We start from the raw sequence: 18,131 nt of genomic DNA, 5'->3' as shown, positions 1-18,131 counted from the left end.
CGTGACCGGCATCGCTCACTCAATCTTCCGGCGGTTGGCACGAATCGCGCACGATCAGGTGCGGCCGCACGCTGGCAATCTGCAGTGCCGCCTGCCCGTCGGGCTGGACCAGCATCGCCGCGGCGGTGCGGCCGGTGTCGCGGGTGTGGCGGCGCACCGAGGTCAGCGACGGCCACAGCCGCGAGGCCAGCGGGCTGTCGTCGTAGCCGATGATCGAAAGCTGGCGCGGAATGTTGATGCCCGCGCGCAGCGCCACCTTGTAGATACCGGCAGCCATTTCATCGTTGCCGGTGAAGATCGCGGTCGGGCGCTGCTTGCCCAGCAGCAGCTTTTCGGCAGCGGCCACACCGGATTCGAAGGTATAACCGGCTTCCACGATGCGCCCGGGCGGCAGCTCGATCCCGCGCTGGGCGAGGGCATCGATGAAGCCGGCGGTGCGCTCGTGCGCCGAACGGTAGGCACTGGGGCCGGTGACCAGCGCGATGTCGCGGTGGCCCAGTGACAGCAGGTAATCGGCCGCTTCGGCGGCGCCGTCACGGTCGTGGGTGACCACCATCTGCGAGGTGTCGTCCAGCGGCAGCGCGGCGATGCGGGTGAAGCGGCAGCCGATCTCATCCAGCATGTCCACCAGTGCCTGGTCTTCTGAGGCGCGTGGCACCAGGATCACCCCATGCAGCTTCTGCTGCTGCACGAAGCGGCGCACGCCTTCGATGTAACCGGGGCTGCGCGAATCACACGGGTGCACCACCAGTTCGAAGCTGGAGCCACGCAGCGCGTCCAGCGCGCCGTACTGCATGTCCACGATGTACTGCGCGGTGGGGTTGTCGTAGACCATGCCGATCAGGAAGGAGCGGCGGAAGGCCAGCCCGCGCGCCAGCGGGTCGGGGGTGTAACCCACCTCGCGCATCAGCGTTTCCACCTTCTCACGGGTGTCCTTGCGCACCAGTGGCGAGTTGTTGATGATCCGAGAAACCGTTTTCTTGGATACACCCGACAGCCGCGCGATGTCATTGATCGTGGCGGCCTTGCCCTTGGTCAACCCGTGCGGTGACGGGTCGGTCTTGCTGCGCAGTGACATGTGTTCAAACCATGAGAGGTCGATGGAGTCTACCGGCGCCCTCAATCAAGGGCGCGGTAGCGGAACTGGCGGAAGGTCACCTTGCCGTCGCCGGCAGCGTACAGGGCCGGCTTCAGGGCGAGGAACTTCCCGGCCACATTGTGATGGTAGCCGGAGACTTCCATCTGAACCGGGTACTTCTGCCAGGTTCTGCCGTCGGTGCTGGAATGGAAGGTCACGATGTGCCGGTTGTTGGTCACCCGCAGCCACAGCTTGCCGCCTTTGGCACTGGGGGCCAGCCGGGTGGGGCGCTCCTCGCCGTAGCGGTGCATGATGAACTTCTCGCCGTTGCTGCCCACGCCCACATACAGCCGGTCGCTGTAGAAGAGCAGGGCACCGCCCACCGCGCCGGGCGCGATGTCCATTTCGACCTCGAACTGGTAGGCCTGGTCGCTGGCGATGGCGGTCAGCGGCGAGCTGTCCTTCGGGGTGTCGCCCTTGCCCTGCACGGTCAGCCCGTTGGCACCGAAGGCGAGCCGCTTGTATTCGTCCTGGGCCGGGTTGAAGAACGACCACTGTGCGCCCAGGGTCTTGCCCGTGAAGTCGTCCGACAGCGCCATGCCGTGCGGGCCGACCGACTCGCCCGAAGGCTTGGCCAGCGGCTGGCCGAGATCGCCGCCCTTGGCCACGAACCAGCCGTCGTCGGTCCACTCGATCGGCTCCAGCAGCGCCTGGCGGCCCAGTGTCCAATAGCCGTTCTCGTAGCCGTGGTAGATCATCCACCAGCGCCCGTCGGTGCCTTCCACCACGGTGGCATGGCCGCGCGACCACCACGGCTCGCTGGCGGACTTCGTGCGGGTGATCGGGTTGTTTGGTGCGTTCACCCACGGCCCGTGGATCGAGCGCGAGCGCGCGGTAATCACCATGTGCCCGGTCGGCGGGCCGGCGGTACCGCCCACGGCAGTGGTCATGTAGTACCAGCCGTTGTGGAAGTTGATCTTCGGGCCTTCCTGCGCGTAAGCCTCCACATCCCAGCTTTCCGGGTATTTCCAGCCGTCGTAGACGTGTCTGGGTTTGCCCACCACGCTCAGGCCATCGTCGGCCAGCTGCACGTATGCGCCGCCGCTGAGGAACAGGTAGCGCTTGCCGTCTTCCCCCACCGCGTGGCCCGGGTCGATGTAGCCGCCCAGGCCGATGTCGATCGGCTCACTCCAGGGCCCGCGGATGCTGTCGGACCACACCACGAAGTTGCTGCGGGTCTCGCCGGTGCGTGCCGGGAAGTAGATGAAGTAGCGGCCTTGGTGCTTGACGATGTCCGGCGCCCAGATCGCCCCTACGTTCTTCGTGATGGCATGGCCCAACGGCTGCCAGTTCACCAGGTCGCGCGAGTGCCAGATCGGCAGGCCCGGGTAGGCGTCGAACGAGGACAGCGTGAGGTAATAGTCGTCGCCATCTTTCAGCACCGATGGATCCGGGCGGTCGCCGGCAAACACGGGGTTGAGGAAGGTGCCATCGCCCAGGTCGGCCTGGCGCTGGTTTTCGATGCCACGCTTCCAGGTCGGGGCGGGCGCTTCCGCGGCGTGCAGCGGTGCGGCCAGCAACAGCCCAGCGGTGGCCAGCCCGGCCAGCAGATTCTTCATGCGCATGGAAAATCTCCCTTGTAGGATGCCGGACCCGTCCCGGCAGGACGGGTCCACGTCAGCATTGGCGCGGCGCGGTCACGCGCGCAGCAACGCCGGCAACCACAGCGACAGCTGCGGGAAGAAGGTCACGATGAACAGCACGGCCAGGGCGGCGAACCAGAACGGCCAGATCGAACGCATGCTCTCGCCCACGCTGATTTTTCCGATCGCCGTGCCGATGAACAGCACCGAGCCCACCGGCGGGGTCACCAGGCCCAGTCCACCGGTCAGCACCAGCACCAGCCCGAAGTGGATCGGGTCGATCCCGTAGGCCTTGGCCACCGGCAGGAAGATCGGCGTGCAGATCAGGATCATGGGCGCCAGGTCCATGAAGGTACCCAGCAGCAGCAGCATCACTACGATCATCAGCAGCACCATGAACTGGCTGTGCGCGAAGGACTGCAGGAAGTCCACCGCCGCCGCCGGTACCTGCAGGAACGCCAGCAGCCAGCCAAACACCGCCGCAGTGGCGATCACGAACAGGATCACACCGGTGCTGCGTGCGGCATGGGTCACCGTGCCCATGAACTCGCGCCAGTTGAGCTGCCGGTACAGCACCGTTGTCACCACCAGCGCATAGACCACGGCGATGGCCGCGCTCTCCACAGCCGTGAAGATGCCGGCACGGATGCCAACGAAGATCAGCGCCACCAGCCCAAGCCCGGGCAAGGCCGAGACCAGCCGCAGCGTCACCGCGCGCCAGCCCGGGAACACTTCCACGCCATAGCCGCGGCGGCGCGCGACCACGTAGCCGGTGACCATCAGGGTGACGGTCATCAGCAGTGCCGGGACGATGCCGGCCGCGAACAGGTCGGCAATGGAGAGGCCACCACCGGCGGCGGCCGAGAACAGGATCAGGTTGTGGGACGGCGGCACCAGCAATGCCACCAGCGCGGCGGTGATGCTCACGTTCACCGCGAAATCACGGTCGTAACCGCGCTTGACCATCTGCGGAATCATGGTGCCACCGACGGCGGACACGTCGGCGATTGCCGAGCCGGACACGCCACCGAAGAACAGTGAGGACAGGATCGACACCTGGCCGAGGCCGCCACGCAGGCGCCCCACCAGCGAGGAGGCGAGCGAGATCAACCGTTCGGAAATCCCGCCGCGCATCATGATTTCGCCGGCGAAGATGAAAAGCGGAATGGCGATCAGCGAGGCCGAACCGGTACCGGCCGAGATCTGCTGCACCAACACCAGCGTCGGCAGGTCGAGGTACCACAACGTGGCCAGCGCGGCCGCAGCCAGCGCATAGGCTACCGGTACCCCCAGCAGCAGCAGGACGGCGAATACGGTGAAAAGAATCGTAATACCCATGACTCAGCGGTCTCCTTCTGCGTCGGTGGCAGCCGGTTGCACGGCCTGCACCATCTGGTTCAGCGCGAACACCGCCATCAACGCACCACCAATGGACAGCGGCAGGTAGTTGATGCTCTGCGGCAGGTTGGCACCAGCAGTCTTGATGTCCAGCCCGTCCAGCAGCAGCACGGCGGCCCACCAGGCGATCACCACGCCCAGTACCGCCACCACCAGCGACGCGAACACATCCACCGCACGGCGGACGGCCGGGGCCATGTGCGCAGCCAGCAGAAAGAAGCCGAAGTGTCGGCGGGTGTGCACGCCGGTGGCTGCACCCAGACTCATTGCCGTGGCCAGCAGCAGCAGCGTCACCGGCTCGGTCCAGCTGGGCGAATCATTGATGACATAGCGGGCAAACACCTGCCAGCCCTGCACCACTACCAGCCCGAGCAGGGCGAGCACGGCGATGTGGATGGTGACGTCGGCAATCCGGTCCAGCGCGCGTTGTGGCGCCGAACGCAGGTCGAGGGTGGTTTCAGAACGCGTATCGGACATCGCGGCGGGCCTCAGGCGAAGTCGCGGATGCGACGGGTGAGCGCGGCCAGTTCCGGCTGCAGCAGGTACTGCTGCAGCAGCGGGTCGGCGGCCTTGCGGAAGGCCGGCATATCGACCTCGTTGAACTGGATGCCGAAGTCGGCCACGGCCTGGCGGGCCTTGCTTTCCGAGGCATCCCATTGCTGGCGCATCACGCCCACCGATTCACGCGCGGTCTGCAGCAGCAGCTGGCGGTCTTCGGGGCTGAGTGATTCGAAGCTGCGGCGCGACATCAGCAGCACGTCCGGCGCATACGAATGATCGCTCTGCGACCAGTAGCGCGCGGCCTCGAAGTGGCGGCTGGAATGGAAGCTGCGCATGTTGTTTTCCGCGCCGTCGATCATGTGCGTTTCCATGCCCGAGAACGTGTCGCCCAGCGACATCGGCGTCGGGTTGGCGCCGAGCAGGCGCATCAGCTGGATGAAGATGTCCGAGGAGGCCACGCGCAGCTTCAGGCCGTGCAGGTCGTTGGGTTCAACGATCGGGTGCTTGGTGTTGTAGAAGCAGCGCGCGCCGGAATCGTAGATGGCCAGGCCCACCAGGTCGCGGTGTTCAAAGCCACGCAGCACCGTGTCGGCCACGCCCGCGTCCAAGGCGCGGCGCATGTGCGCCACCGATTCGAACACGTAGGGCAGGCACAGCGCCTGGGTCAACGGGAACGCGTTGTTGAGCGCACCCGAGTACACACGGGTGATGTCGATGGCGCCGAAGCGGGCCATGTCGATCGCTTCGGATTCGCGGCCCAGCTGGCCGGAATGGTACTGGCGCAGCCTGAGGCGGCCACCGGTTTTTTCTTCCAGCTGCTGGCCGATCCACTTCACCGCGGTCACGGTGGGGTAGTCGGCCACGTGCACATCGGTGGCGGTCAGCAGCCGCGCGCCGTCGGGCGCGCTACTGCCTGGGCCGGAACAGGCCGACAGCACGGGCACGCTGAGCGCACCCAGACTGGTGGCAAGGAAACTTCTGCGAGTAATCATCTGCGCCCTCCCAAGCGTACTCGCCATGGCCGCACGGTTACCCGGCGGCGATGGCCCTGCAGGTAATGTCGCCGTACCCGGCGAAACGGATCAGTGCCTGTTGGCCTACGGCGATGTCATGGATACCGGTGGCATTGCCACTGGCGATCAGGTCGCCGGCCTTCAGCGGGCGCCCGCGCTGGGCCGAACGGGCCAGTGCGAAGGCATAGGCGGTGCGCAGGCCACCCGGCAGCAGGGTGGCGCCACCGGTGCCTACCACTTCGCCTTCGATGCGGGTTTCGGCGCGCAGGTCGGCATCGTCCAGCCGGGTCCAGTCCGCAATCTCCGGGCCCAGCACCAGGCCGTTGTTGTTGCCGAAGTCCGACACCACCACGCGCGGGCCCAGCATGTTGATCGTGGCCAGCGGGCTGCTGGCCACTTCCACGCCGATGAACAGCTTGGCGGGCAGGGCTTCAGCCTCTTCGGCGGTCCAGTGCAGCTTGTCGGCCGGGGCGTCCTGCTGAAGCTGGATCACGTACTCCGCTTCGACCGCGCCGAAGCCGCCGACGAACACCGGAATGTCCACTGTTCCACCGGTAGCATTCCAGAGCCGCTGAGAGAAAATCGGGCCCAGCAGGCGGTCGTCGCCGGAGCTGTCGCGGCGCTCGGCTGCGATGTAGCCGACCTTCCAGCCCACTACCTCATCATTCCAGAGCGCGATCGCCTGATCCTGCACCTGGTAAGCGGTGACCAGGTCTTCCGGGATGGTTCCGGGAAAATCCGGCAGGGAACGGCCCTGCTGGCGGGCCGTGACGAACGCGTGGGCGATGCCGCCCAACCCCTGTTCTGGCAGGTCCTGTTTGCCTTGATCGTTGCTCAAGCGGGTCTCCCGGTGATTTGTTGCACTGCCCATCGACAGCACTTGGATGAGCTGTATATGGTAAACCGGTGTCATTGGCAATGTGCACCGCATCAGAACGTGCACAGGCCCGGCACGCTACCGTTTGCCCACCCTGAGAGGACTGCCGCGGATGCGTTGTGCTGTGTTGATGTCCCTGCTGGCCAGCTGCCTGCTGGCCGCCGTTGCCCCGACGCCGGCCCAGGCCGCCGAACGCCCGGTGCCGCAGAGCGAGCCCGCCCCGGGCGCACCCACCCGCATCGCGCTCTGGCCCTCCGGCAAGGTGCCTGGTGAGTCCACCTTCGCCACCGTTCCCAATGTGATCGAGCGCAGCCGCGACAGCGCGCTGCCGGACCGCTACATCGACAACGTCAGCGCGCCGTACCTGGTCGCCTACCGCCCGGCCAGACCCAACGGCACCGCCCTGCTGGTCATACCCGGTGGCGGCTACCAGCGCATCGTCCTGGACAAGGAAGGCACCGCGCTTGTGCCGGCCTTCGTGGAGCAGGCTGGGGTCACCCTGTTCGTGCTGCGCTACCGGCTGCCGGCCGGGCGCGCGGACCGTCAGGCCGCACTGGCCGATGCACAGCGCGCGATGCGGGTGATCCGCGCCGGCGCGGCGAAGTGGCAGCTGGATCCGCAACGGGTCGGCGTGATCGGCTTTTCCGCCGGCGGCCATGTTGCTGCGCGGCTGAGCAACGGCTACGCCACCGCATTGCCGGGCATCGGGGATGCCACCGATGCGCTCAGCGCGCGCCCGGATTTCGCGCTGCTGCTGTACCCGGTGATCGACATGGGCCGGCATGCGCACAGCGGCTCGCGTACCCGGCTGTTGGGCGAACGCCCCACGCCCGCGCTGGAGCAGCAGTATTCGATGCAGGCGCAGGTCAGCGTGCAGACCCCGCCTACCTTCCTGGTCCACGCGCAGGACGACGCCGTGGTCTCCGTGCACAACAGCCTGCTGTATTACCAGGCGCTGCTGGCGGCAGGCGTGCCCACCGAGATGCACCTGTTCGCGCACGGCGCGCATGGCTTCGGCGTGCGCCTGCCGACCGGTGCACCTGCGGCACAGTGGCCCGCACTGGCGTTGCGCTGGATGCAGGGGCAGGGGCAGGGCGCGGAGAAGACGCCATGACCGTCACGACTGCGGACCTGCAGCGCCGCCGCTTCCTGCGCGACAGCGCGCGCTACGCGATGTTGCTGGCGGCCGCCCCGTTGCCGCTGGTGTCGTCGCTGGCAAGCGGGTCCACCCGCACCACCCCCACCGCCTCACTGGCGAAGGTGCGCGGCGGCCGCCTGCGTGGCCGGTATGACCATGGCGTGCACCGTTTCCTTGGCGTGCCCTATGGCGCGGACACCGCCGCCCGCCGTTTCCAGCCGGCGCTGCCCGAGCTGCCGTGGCACGGCGTGCGCGATGCGCTGGCCTACGGCGCCTCTGCACCGCAGGGTGGCAACGACGGCCCCGGCAGCGAGGACTGCCTGTTCCTCAACGTATGGACACCGGCACTGCGCGACGGCGCGCGCCGTCCGATCCTGTTCTACATCCACGGCGGCGCCTACAACAACGGCTCCGGCAGCGACCCGCAATACGACGGCAGGGCGCTGTGCCGGCGTGGCGATGTGGTGGTTGTCACCGTCAACCACCGGCTCAACGTGTTCGGGTACCTGTACCTGGCGCAGCTCGGCGATGCGCGCTTCGCCGCCTCCGGTAATGTCGGCCAGCTCGATCTGGTCCAGGCGCTGCAGTGGGTGCGCGAGCATGCGCACGAATTCGGCGGCGACGCCGGCAACATCACCGTGTTCGGCCAGTCCGGCGGAGGCGCCAAGATCGCCACGCTGATGGCCATGCCCGCCGCGCGCGGCCTGTTCCAGCGCGCCTGGACCATGAGCGGGCAGCAGGTCACCGCCGCCGGCCCGCGCGCGGCCACCCAGCGCGCGCAGATCGCCATGCAGGCGGTGGGCGCACAGGATGTGGAGGCCCTGCTGGCGCTGCCGGTGCCGGCGTTGCTGGCGGCCACCCGCGCGCGCGACCCGTCGCGGGTGGAGAACACCAGCCTGTACTTCGGGCCCGTGGTCGATGGCGGCGCGCTGCCGGCACACCCGTTCTGGCCGCAGGCGCCCCAGCAGTCCGCCGGAATCCCGATGGTGATCGGCAACACCCACGACGAAACGCGCGCGTTCCTGGGCCACGACCCAGCCAACTTCGCGCTGACCTGGGACACCCTGCCGGCGAAGCTTGAAAAGGAACAGTTCGTCGATCTGCTGCCATCGGCCGTGATTGCCGAGTATCGGCGCCTGTATCCGCAGTACACGCCTTCGGAGGTCTTCTTCGCCGCCACCACCGCCGGCCGTTCCTGGCGCGGCGCGGTGGAGGAACTGGAAGCCCGGGCGCGGCAGGGCGCACCCACCTGGGCCTACCAGCTGGATTGGGGTTCACCGCTGGACGGCGGCAGGCTGGGTGCCTTCCACACCCTCGATATCCCGCTGGTGTTCGACAACATCCGCGCAGAGGGGTCGCGTACCGGCGACGGAGCCGACGCACAGCGCATGGCGGCAGCGATGAGCAATGCCTTGATCGCTTTTGCCCGCACCGGCGACCCCAACCACGCCAGTCTCCCGCAGTGGGAGCAATACACCCTTGGTCGTCGCCAGACCATGCTGTTCAACACGCCACCACAGCTCGCTGACGACCCGCGTGGCGGCGAGCGGCGCCTGTACCAGCAAGCCCCCTTCGTACAACGGGGCACGATGTAGCGACACGCCACGCGTGCCCGCGCACACCCGGCCCCGCTCCGAACAACGATAGGCAGCACCAACCAAACAACGAAATTTGATAGATTTTCGGCCAATACGCATTCATCAGCCGTGATTCAGATCAAACATGTCCTTAACCTGCATCGCCTAGACTGGGGACATGCAGGACCTTTGCGATCCCTTTCCGCCGTTCCATGGCCGCGATCGATTGATAGCCGCCATCGATCATGCCGTGCAGCATGACGATCCACAGCAGATCGCCAGAACGTTGCGTGGCGCGCTGTGCGAGGCCATTGCCGACAGCCGCATCCAACTGCCGGCCTGCGTGCACCGCCCGATCCGCGACCACTACGCCCGCCGCGAGCTGTACCGCAGCGCCGCCCACGGCTACAGCATCGTGGCGATGAGCTGGGCGCCGGGGCAGGGCACGCCGCTGCATGACCACAGCGGCCTGTGGTGCGTGGAAGGCGTGTGGCTGGGGCAGCTGGAAGTTACCCAGTACCGGCTGCTGGAACGTCGCGGCGAGCGCTTCCGCTTCCAGCCCGAACCGGCAGTGATCGGCGACTGCGGCAGCGCAGGTAGCCTGATCCCACCGCACGAATACCACACCATCCGCAACACCAGCGACGAACGGCTGGCCATCTCCGTGCATGTCTACCAGGGCGAAATGACCCGCAGCGCGATCTTCGAGCCCGGCCAGGACGGCTGGTACGAGCGCAGGTTGAAGGAAATGGAAACCGACGCGGCGTAGTCAGGCACCGTTGGGTTGGATGCACCAGACCGCTTCGTCGCCGTTGCTGAAGCGCGTCAACGAGAAGCCGGCACCGGCGTAGACCTCGGTGGATCCGGCGCCCTCAGGCAGCTTCAACGGCCAGTTCGGCAACGACACTCGCGCCGTGGGAAACCCCACGTGCAACGCCCAGAAGACGCCGGCCGCATGCGCGATCACCAGCTGGACCCGCCCAGTGCCATCGCGCACTTCAACGTGGTCCACACCGCCGTCCTCGTACTCCCGAACGCGCCAACCGCCAGGTGCGCCAGGAACGTCAGCATGTACCCGCGGACGTACCCCGCTCCGCACCGCCTCATCGAGGTCGGCGACGTTGGTGTTCATAGTGTTTCCCCCAAGAGAGGTGGCGCTGGGCATCGGCGTGGCGATGACGACCAGATGCTATCTGCGGCCGTTGGGGTGATGCGTTGAAAAAAATCCTAGATTTGATGCGGGGTTCACTGCAACCGGTAGCGCTGAACCGCGTCGCGGGTCAGGATGCCTGCATGTTCCCATCTCCCGAAGGAGCCGCCGCCGTGACCTACCGTCCCTTCCTGCAGGTCAATGTCTTCAGTACCGACCCGCTGCTGGGCAATCCGTTGGCCGTGGTTCTGGATGCCGATGGCTTGACCGATGCACGCATGGCCGCCTTCGCGCGCTGGACCAACCTGAGCGAGACGACGTTTATCTCCAAGCCGGACGACCCGCGGGCCGATTACCGGGTGCGGATCTTCACCACGCTGGGGGAATTGCCATTCGCCGGGCATCCCACGCTGGGCAGCTGCCATGCGTGGCTGGCAAAGGGTGGCGTGCCGAAAGATGGGGAGATCGTGCAGCAGTGCGGGATTGGACTGGTGCGGATCCGCCACGATGCATCCGGGCTGGCGTTTGAAGCCCCGCCGTTGCAGCGCGACGGGCCGTTGGAGCCTGCGCTACGCGAACGGGTGAGAGCCGGGTTGGGGGTGGCCGTTGATGACCTGCTGGATGCGCAGTGGGTGGACAACGGGCCGCCGTGGCTTGCGTTGCGGTTGCGCAGCCGCGCGGCCGTGTTGGCGTTACGGCCGGACTATGCGGCGTTGGATGGATTGATGGTGGGCGCGTTCGCCGCATGCGGCGAGGGCGACGCGGTGGATGCGGCATTTGAATCGCGCGCGTTCATTGCCGGGGAGGCCGCGCCAGAGGATCCGGTGACCGGGAGCCTCAATGCAGGCATCGCGCGGTGGTTGGTGCGCGAGGGTGGCGCGCCGGAGCGGTATGTGATCAGCCAAGGCACAGTGTTGGGCCGTGCCGGGCGCGTGCAGGTGGAACGGGTGGGGGATGCGTTGTGGATCGGGGGTGCGTGCGTGACGTGTATCGAGGGGTCGGTGAGGTTGTAGGCGGTCACTCGACCGCCACCACATTGTTGAGCTGGGTCACTTCGGCGCCGCCATCGGCCAGCATCACCCGCACCTTCAACCCGCTGCGGCTACCGGCCGGCAGCGGCAATGCCACCGTGGTGGTCTTCGGCACCAGGTCGGTGGGCGCCGCCATCGCTGGAACCTGGATCCGTGCCAGCTCGCGCCCGCCCGCGTCTTCCAGCACCACCGTCCCCAACGGCGTGCCCACATGCCCCAGGCTGTGCACGGTCACATGCACCTGCCGTCCATCCACGCGCACATCACCGCGGCCTACCCCCAGATCCGGCCGCTGCTCCACCGGCGTGCCCGCCCGGATCAGCTCGAACTCCACCACCTGCGCCTGTCCCGGCGCGAACCGCAGCGGAATGGAGGCGCTGCGCTCCAGCGTCACCTCGCGCACATCGGCCCTGCCGTCGATCCGGTCATCCCCATCCCGGTCCACCCCACTGGTCATCCGCCAGGTCCCGGCGGTGACATTCCACGTGCTCATCTGCGCATCCACCGCGCGCTTGCCGGTGTTGTACGCAATCACCTTGAAGCGCTCGGTCGACGGCGCATGCACCAGCAGTGCGACCTGCTCGGCTGCATCGGGCTGGGCGAAACGCCAGCTTACCGTATGCCCTGGCCAGCTCTGGTTGCGCTTGAGCGCAATACCGCCCAGGCGTGCCCGCTGCAGGAACTCACTCGGTGCTTCCACCCGGTCCGACCACCAATGACCTTCGGTGTTCATGTACTCGCGCTGCGCCTTCGCCTGGATGCCATCGGCGTGCAGCGCTTCAAGGTATTTCTTGTCGCCGGTGGACTGCCACGCCATCAGGCTGGAGAACCCGGTGTTGCCTGCGTCAGCATCGGCCACCAGGGTCGGGTTCCAGGCGGCCGCTTTGCCCAGGACCTCGACGTAGTTCTCGCCCAGGTTGGCCAGCGCGCCTGGGCCGCCGCGCTCTACGCGGTAGTCCAGCGCCTTCAGGTATTTGTCGTCGCCGCTCCAGCGCCATGCCGCCCAGAACGTGTGCATCACATCGCCACCACCCGAGCCGTTGTTGAGCTCGCCGCCACGCACCTTGCCCGTGGCCCAGTTGATCTCGTTGGGCAGCGCCCAGCGACCCTTGTCGTCGGTGTAGGCGTGGGCCAGGTAGCTGTCGGCCAGCCCGGTGACCAGCTTGCGGCCGGTCGGGTCGGCGTTGTACTGGCCGATCAGGAACGCCGGGTGCAGCGCCGGGAACGAATACGGCTTCTGCCACTGCCAGTTCGGCTCGCGGTAGACCTTGTTGCCGCCGAACCAGTTGCTGGAGAACAGCAGGTGGCCCTGCGGGTTGGGCAGGATGATGCGCTCGTCGAACGCCTTCACCGTTTCCATCAGGCGCTCCACCGTGAGCGGGTCGCCCCAGTTGAGGTACAGCATGGCGCTGTTGGCGTTGATGCCTTCCTCGTAGGCGTGCAGCTCATCGGTTTCGATGGTGCTCAAGCCATTGGAGAACATGCCGTTGCGGTACACCGCATCGGACAGCGCGGTGAGCGAGCGGTTCAGTCGCTCCGGCTCCACGCCCATCAGGGCCAGCCCCGGCCACTGCTGGGTCAGGTCGGTGTCATCGGAAATGCCGCCGCCAAAGTCGCCGTAGGCGATCTGGCGGTTGTCGATCCACCAGTCCACGAAGCGGCGCACGTACTTCAGGTCTTCGGTCTGGCGGAACGCCCACAGCGGCACGCCCTTCGGCGCTTCGGGCTGGGTGAACGGCGGTTTGCCCTGGCTGTTGTAGCTGATGTAGTTCCAGTACAGCCGGCTCAGTTCGTGGTCGGGGTCGACCCGCAGCAGGTCGGTCAGGTCCGCGTACACGCGCGCATACAGGCGCTGGCGCTTGGAGGTGGTGTGCTCTTCGACCAGGAAGCCCCAGTTGTCGCGGGCCTGGTTGAAGCGGTCGGCCACGTGTTCTTTCTTCGCTTCCGCACGCGCCTTGTAGACCATGCGGATCTCCGCGCCATCCAGCGAGGCCGCGTTGAAGCCCGGCGCGCCCGAGGCGATGCTGATCCACAGGCTGTCGGCGGTGAGGATGCGGTCGCGCAGGTCCAGCCACAGCGTGCGCTTCTCGTTCGGCTTCACCGACACCGACACGTCGATCATGTCACGCGCCGGCCAGATCGGGTCCTTGATGCGGATGTTGAGCGGAATCAGCCCATCGCGCACGGCCGGCAGGTTCAGCGCTGGCAGGTCGATGGCCACACCGTCCAGCCCGTCGTACATGTTTTCCCAGCTGTGTGCCCAACTGCGGATCAGCGGCTGTGCTGCGGGGGCGTCGCCCACGCCCGAGGGCACCAGCACGTGCACGATCGGCAGCGGGTTGGCCGGCAGCGTCTCCGCGTTGCGGCGGCGTGAGCCCGCACCCTTGGGCAGCGCCATCACCGTGCTGCGCTCGGCGACCGGGTAGCGGCCATCGATGTACTCGCGCAGCGTAGTGATGTTGAGGTAATCGGGCAGCGCCTGGCTGTCCACCCGGTAGCGCTGCTTGACCGTGCCGTCGGGCTCGGCCGCATCGCTGACCTGGTAGGCCCAGATCTCCTGGATGGGGGTTTCCTGCGCGGTGTTGTGGAAATGCAGCACGCCGCCGGTCTGCGCCGGAATGTCGTCCACGCTGCGCACCACGCCCTGCGGGCGATGCAGCAGGGTCGTTGCAGCACCGTCGCCGTTGCTGTGGCTGAGCGAGCCGAACGCCGCACCGCGCACTTCGATGCGGTTGACGGTCGCGCCCGCCGGCAGGGTCAGGTCGAGCTGCTGCCCGCCTTCGACGTACGTGTTCCAGTCCGGCAGCTGGAAGTAATCATTGCGCCCGGGCAGGCGCGAACGGTTGTACACGCCGGGCCAGGTGGTCTCGGCGATACCGTCGGTCGCCTTCCACATCCACTGCTTGTGGTCTTTGGTGTCGGCGAACTCGATCTTGCGGAAGGTGGTGGTCGGGCTGGCCAACGCGGGCGGCGCGACGCTGTCCCAGCCGAAGCGGTGGTTCCAGGCGCGCATCGCGCCGGAATCGGCGACGGCGGTGGTCGGTGCCTTGTTCGCCGCCAAGGCGGCCATGCCGGCGGCGTCCAACAGCTGGTCGTACACCCGGATCTCGTCGATATCGCTGCCGCGCAGGAAGTTGTAGCGGCTCTGCACCTGGTACGGCGCCATCACGCGGCCGGCGAGGCCGAGCTGGTCCAGGGCGGCATCGTAGTCGGCGGTGGTCTCCTGCCGGGCGACCTCCTTGCCGTCCACATACAGTCGCACGCCGTGGTTCTCATCCCAGCCGAAGGCGATGTGCTGCCACTGCCGGGGTGACGGATTCTGGTCGAGCTTGAATGACACGCGGGTGCGCGCCAGGTTGGCATCGGTCACGAAGGCATCGAAGCCGTGGCCGTTCCAGTCGATGCGCAGCCAAGCCATGTCCCAGCTGCTGTGGTCGGCATAGCCGACCCGGAAGATCACGAACGGCGCTTCACCCACCGCGTAGCGGGGGCGCCAGTAAAAACCAAGGGTACCGCGTTGGGCCTGGATGTTGCCCGGGGCATTCCAGGACAGCACGCCATCGTCTTCCCACTGGATGGCCGAACCGTGTTCGCCATCGGGCACGCGTTTGACCTTGTCCTGGAAATTCGGAATGGCGTCGCCGTGTGCGGTGTCGGCGGTAAAGCCCCTGTCGGCCGACACATGGAAGAGCAGCTCTGGCGCCGTCTGCGCCGAAGCAGCACCGGCCATCATCATCAACGCCAGCGCGACGGCCCTTGGTAGCGACGTCCGTTGGCCGGCCCTCGCAATCCCATCATCAACACAAAGCAGCATGTGACCTTTCCTTTCCACAGCGAGACGCCACGGCCGCAATGCCAACGCAAGGCCGTCAGAAACTAGCAAAGGGGACGCGGTGCGGCATCTTGCGCCGCAACAGCGGCGTGGTTGCCCACGCCGCTGCTGGTTGCGATGGATCAGAACTTGTAGCGCGCGCCCAGCATGAACTGCCGGCCGGTTTCGGTGTACTGCAACGGCAGGCGACCGGTGGCCGGCGAGTACACCCACTCGTCGCTCGCTTCGTTGGTCAGGTTCATGCCTTCCAGGCTCAGCTCCAGCTTGTCGCTGATCGCGTAGCGGATCGAAGCGTCGATGAAGGTGGTGCCGGTCATGCCGTGGGTACCGTCCACGTTGAAGCCTGCTTCGGTGCCGGGCACCTGGGTCAGGTAATCGTCGCGGTTGGTGGCCGACACGCGGCCGGAGAACACCTTGCCCTCATAGAACAGCGTGGCGTTCCAGCTCGACTTGGACAGACCGGTGAGGTCGGCCTTCATCACCGGCTGGCCGCTGGAGTTGATGTACTGGATCTGCGATTCCACCCAGGTGTAGTTCAGCTGGATGCCCAGGTTGGACCAGTTGCCCGGCAGGAAGGTGAAGGGCTGGGTGTAGTTCGCTTCCAGGCCGTGCAGCTCGCCACCGGGGGTGTTGACCGGCTTGGTGTAGGTGAAATCATCGGCCGGCGAGGCACCGGTACCGATCAGCAGCTCGGCAGGCAGGCCGCTGGCGCTGTACGGCGCCACTTCACGGGTGGTCTGCACGAAGCTTTCGATGTCCTTGTAGAACAGGCCGATACCGGCCATGGCACCTTCGCTGAAGTACCACTCGAAGCCCAGGTCCACGTTGGTGGCGCGGATCGGGTCCAGGTTCGGGTTGCCGCTGGAGATCGTGCGCGCACCGCCGGCCACGGCCACCGTGGCACCCGGGGTCAGGCTGCCCAGGCCCGGGCGGCTCATCACCTTGGCCGCACCCAGGCGGATCAGGAAGTCCGGCGCCACTTCGGCCACCACGTTGAACGAGGGCAGGGTGTCGTCGTAGCTGCGGTCCACCGTGGTGGATACCGTGCCGGTGGCCAGCGTGGAAAGACCGGTGGAGCTCTGCTTGGTCTTTACATAGCGCACGCCGAAGTTGCCGGAGAACGGAATGCTGCCCAGGTCGGTGGAGAACTCGCCCATCAGGTAGCCGCCGCGGTCTTCCTCATCCACGCTGCGCACGTTGTTGGCGCGCGGCGCGACGGCGAAGATGCCGGAGTTGCTGTAGATGTCGAACTGGTCGGCAATGGCGTCCAGGTTCGGCACCACCCACTGGTCCGGCGTACCGGTGATGCCCTTCAGGCCGGCCTGCTGGGTCATGTCCACCGGCACGATCTTGGTGCCGTTGGGGAAGTTGGGCACGGCCAGTTCGCTGGCGCGGCGCAGTTCCACGGTGCTGAAGGTGTAGTTCTTGGCCAGGATGCCGCCCTTCAGGCGGAAACCGGGGCTGATGTTCCAGTTGAAATCGACCTGCCCGGTGTCGAAATCATTGTCCACGTACTGCGGACGCAGGCGGATTTCCGCCAGTTCCCAACCCGCCGGGTTGGTCGGGTCGATGCCGTAGTTCAGCTTCGGGAACCGGCTGTTGCCCCGGTAGTCGTAGCTGTAACCATCCACATCGTACTTGTCCATGATGATGGTGGTCTGGATCGGGTTCTCGTGCTTGGAGCGCGAGATGCCGACCTTGCCGGACAAGGTGAAGTCATCGCCGAAGCGGTGCTGGCCGTTCAAGGCGATCTGCTTGAACTCGGTGCTCCACTCGTCATGGCGGTTTTCGGTGCGGATGTCGACGTTGTCGAATTCGCCGTAGACCAGCGCGTTGTTTTCGATCACGCCGTCCTTGACGGTCATGTTCGGCTTGCCGACCAGGCGCGGGGTGCCGCTGGTGCCGCGGCTGAAGGAAATGGCTTCGATGTAGTGCTCGTCGCGCTCGGCGTCGATCTTCGAGTACAGCGCATCCAGCGAGATTTCAGTGGCGTCGGTCGGCTTCCACTGCAGGGTGCCGGTCACGCCCAGGCGCTTCTGCTCGTGTTCCATCTGCACGTAGCGCGGGAAGCGCGGGTGGTAGACATTGGCCGAACGCGCGGCGGTGAACGGCGAAGACGCGCTGAAGTTGCCGTTGCTCGGGCCGTTGGCCCAGCGGCCGGTGTTGGAGCCTTCTTCCAGCGCCTGGCGCTCGGAATAGGCCACCGACAGCAGGCCGCCGAAGGTGCCGTCGGCCCAGGTGTTGGAGATCAGCGCGGCCACGCGCGGGTCGGCTTTCTGCGCCATGGCGTTGTAGCTGGCCTGGCCGCTGGCGGCGAAGGTGTAGCCGTCATAGTCGAACGGGCGCGCGGTGCGCAGGTCGACCGTGGCGCCCAGCGAGCCTTCTTCTACATCGGCCGAGGCGGTCTTGCGCACGATCAGCTGCGAGAACAGGTCCGACGCGAACACGTTGAAGTCGAAGCCACGGCCGCGGTTGGTGCCGCCGCTCTGGTCGCCGGCGCCTACCGTGGTCAGCGCTTCCATGCCGTTGATGCGCACGCGGGTGAAATCCGGGCCCAGGCCGCGCACCGAGATGTTGCGGCCTTCGCCGGCCTCACGGGTGATGACCACGCCGGGCACGCGCTGCAGCGACTCGGCCAGGTTCAGGTCGGGGAACTTGCCGATATCCTCGGCCACGATGGCGTCAACCACGCCCGATTCGCTGCGCTTGATGTCCAGCGCCTTCTCGACGCTGGCACGGTAGCCGGTGACGGTAACGGTATCCAGGTCGGTGGCCGCGGTCGGGGCCGGATCCTGCGCCAGGGTGGTACCGCTCAGCGCCAGGCCGATGGACAGGGCGAGCAAGGTAACCGGTGTCTTTTTATGGATGTTTCGATATTGCATGTTTTCCCTCT

General features: G+C 66.7%; 13 protein-coding genes. 4 read left to right on the top strand and 9 right to left on the bottom strand.

Annotated features, from left to right (window positions below; genetic code table 11):
- Nucleotides 1-19: 19 nt before the first annotated feature.
- From ACGFZ3_RS15740 to ACGFZ3_RS15715, 6 genes are all read right to left on the bottom strand, one after another.
- Nucleotides 20-1,078 carry a LacI family DNA-binding transcriptional regulator gene (locus ACGFZ3_RS15740; RefSeq protein WP_093535383.1) on the bottom strand — a complete coding sequence of 353 codons (1,059 nt, stop codon included), beginning with the start codon at nt 1,076-1,078 and terminating at the stop codon, nt 20-22.
- A gap of 41 nt (nt 1,079-1,119) precedes the next feature.
- Nucleotides 1,120-2,703, bottom strand: a complete 1,584-nt coding sequence (locus tag ACGFZ3_RS15735; protein WP_392923169.1) for a family 43 glycosylhydrolase — start codon at nt 2,701-2,703, stop codon at nt 1,120-1,122.
- A gap of 72 nt (nt 2,704-2,775) precedes the next feature.
- Nucleotides 2,776-4,059, bottom strand: coding sequence for a TRAP transporter large permease (locus ACGFZ3_RS15730; RefSeq protein ID WP_392923166.1), 1,284 nt, complete (start codon nt 4,057-4,059; stop codon nt 2,776-2,778).
- Nucleotides 4,060-4,062: 3 nt separating this feature from the next.
- The gene (locus ACGFZ3_RS15725) at nt 4,063-4,596 is read right to left on the bottom strand and encodes a TRAP transporter small permease (RefSeq protein ID WP_392923162.1); all 534 of its coding nucleotides are present in this window, start codon (nt 4,594-4,596) and stop codon (nt 4,063-4,065) included.
- An 11-nt stretch (nt 4,597-4,607) separates the two neighbouring features.
- Nucleotides 4,608-5,612, bottom strand: coding sequence for a TRAP transporter substrate-binding protein (locus ACGFZ3_RS15720; RefSeq protein WP_392923160.1), 1,005 nt, complete (start codon nt 5,610-5,612; stop codon nt 4,608-4,610).
- Nucleotides 5,613-5,649: 37 nt separating this feature from the next.
- The gene (locus ACGFZ3_RS15715) at nt 5,650-6,471 is read right to left on the bottom strand and encodes a 2-keto-4-pentenoate hydratase (RefSeq protein ID WP_392923157.1); all 822 of its coding nucleotides are present in this window, start codon (nt 6,469-6,471) and stop codon (nt 5,650-5,652) included.
- 169 nt (nt 6,472-6,640) lie between these two features.
- Here ACGFZ3_RS15715 and ACGFZ3_RS15710 point away from each other — a divergent pair, with 169 nt between their 5' ends.
- From ACGFZ3_RS15710 to ACGFZ3_RS15700, 3 genes are all read left to right on the top strand, one after another.
- Complete coding sequence (locus ACGFZ3_RS15710; RefSeq protein ID WP_392923154.1) at nt 6,641-7,624, top strand: alpha/beta hydrolase; 984 nt, start codon at nt 6,641-6,643, stop codon at nt 7,622-7,624.
- Entirely contained in the window at nt 7,621-9,243 is a 1,623-nt protein-coding gene (locus ACGFZ3_RS15705; RefSeq protein ID WP_392923151.1) for a carboxylesterase/lipase family protein, read from the top strand. Before ACGFZ3_RS15710 ends, ACGFZ3_RS15705 begins: the two co-directional genes overlap by 4 nt.
- Before the next feature lie 160 nt (nt 9,244-9,403).
- On the top strand, nt 9,404-9,994 hold the full coding sequence (locus ACGFZ3_RS15700) for a cysteine dioxygenase (RefSeq protein WP_392923148.1): 591 nt from the start codon (nt 9,404-9,406) through the stop codon (nt 9,992-9,994).
- Here the strand turns inward: ACGFZ3_RS15700 and ACGFZ3_RS15695 are convergent, their stop codons facing one another.
- Nucleotides 9,995-10,357 (bottom strand): hypothetical protein, encoded by a 363-nt coding sequence (locus ACGFZ3_RS15695; protein WP_392923145.1) that lies wholly within the window; start codon nt 10,355-10,357, stop codon nt 9,995-9,997.
- Nucleotides 10,358-10,548: 191 nt separating this feature from the next.
- On the opposite strand from ACGFZ3_RS15695, the gene ACGFZ3_RS15690 reads away from it, so the two are divergent.
- Nucleotides 10,549-11,388 (top strand): PhzF family phenazine biosynthesis protein, encoded by an 840-nt coding sequence (locus tag ACGFZ3_RS15690; protein WP_392923142.1) that lies wholly within the window; start codon nt 10,549-10,551, stop codon nt 11,386-11,388.
- Between the two features lie 4 nt (nt 11,389-11,392).
- Here the strand turns inward: ACGFZ3_RS15690 and ACGFZ3_RS15685 are convergent, their stop codons facing one another.
- Both ACGFZ3_RS15685 and ACGFZ3_RS15680 read right to left on the bottom strand, forming a co-directional pair.
- Nucleotides 11,393-15,139, bottom strand: coding sequence for a LamG-like jellyroll fold domain-containing protein (locus ACGFZ3_RS15685; RefSeq protein ID WP_392923140.1), 3,747 nt, complete (start codon nt 15,137-15,139; stop codon nt 11,393-11,395).
- A 221-nt stretch (nt 15,140-15,360) separates the two neighbouring features.
- Nucleotides 15,361-18,120 carry a TonB-dependent receptor gene (locus ACGFZ3_RS15680; protein WP_392923137.1) on the bottom strand — a complete coding sequence of 920 codons (2,760 nt, stop codon included), beginning with the start codon at nt 18,118-18,120 and terminating at the stop codon, nt 15,361-15,363.
- Nucleotides 18,121-18,131 lie beyond the last annotated feature (11 nt).

Origin of the sequence: Stenotrophomonas sp. NPDC047960, from assembly GCF_043204395.1 — a bacterium.
In the GTDB taxonomy this organism is placed as follows: domain Bacteria; phylum Pseudomonadota; class Gammaproteobacteria; order Xanthomonadales; family Xanthomonadaceae; genus Stenotrophomonas.
The sequence above is the reverse complement of the archived record's forward strand: the minus strand, read 5'-3'. Positions and strand labels throughout refer to the sequence as shown.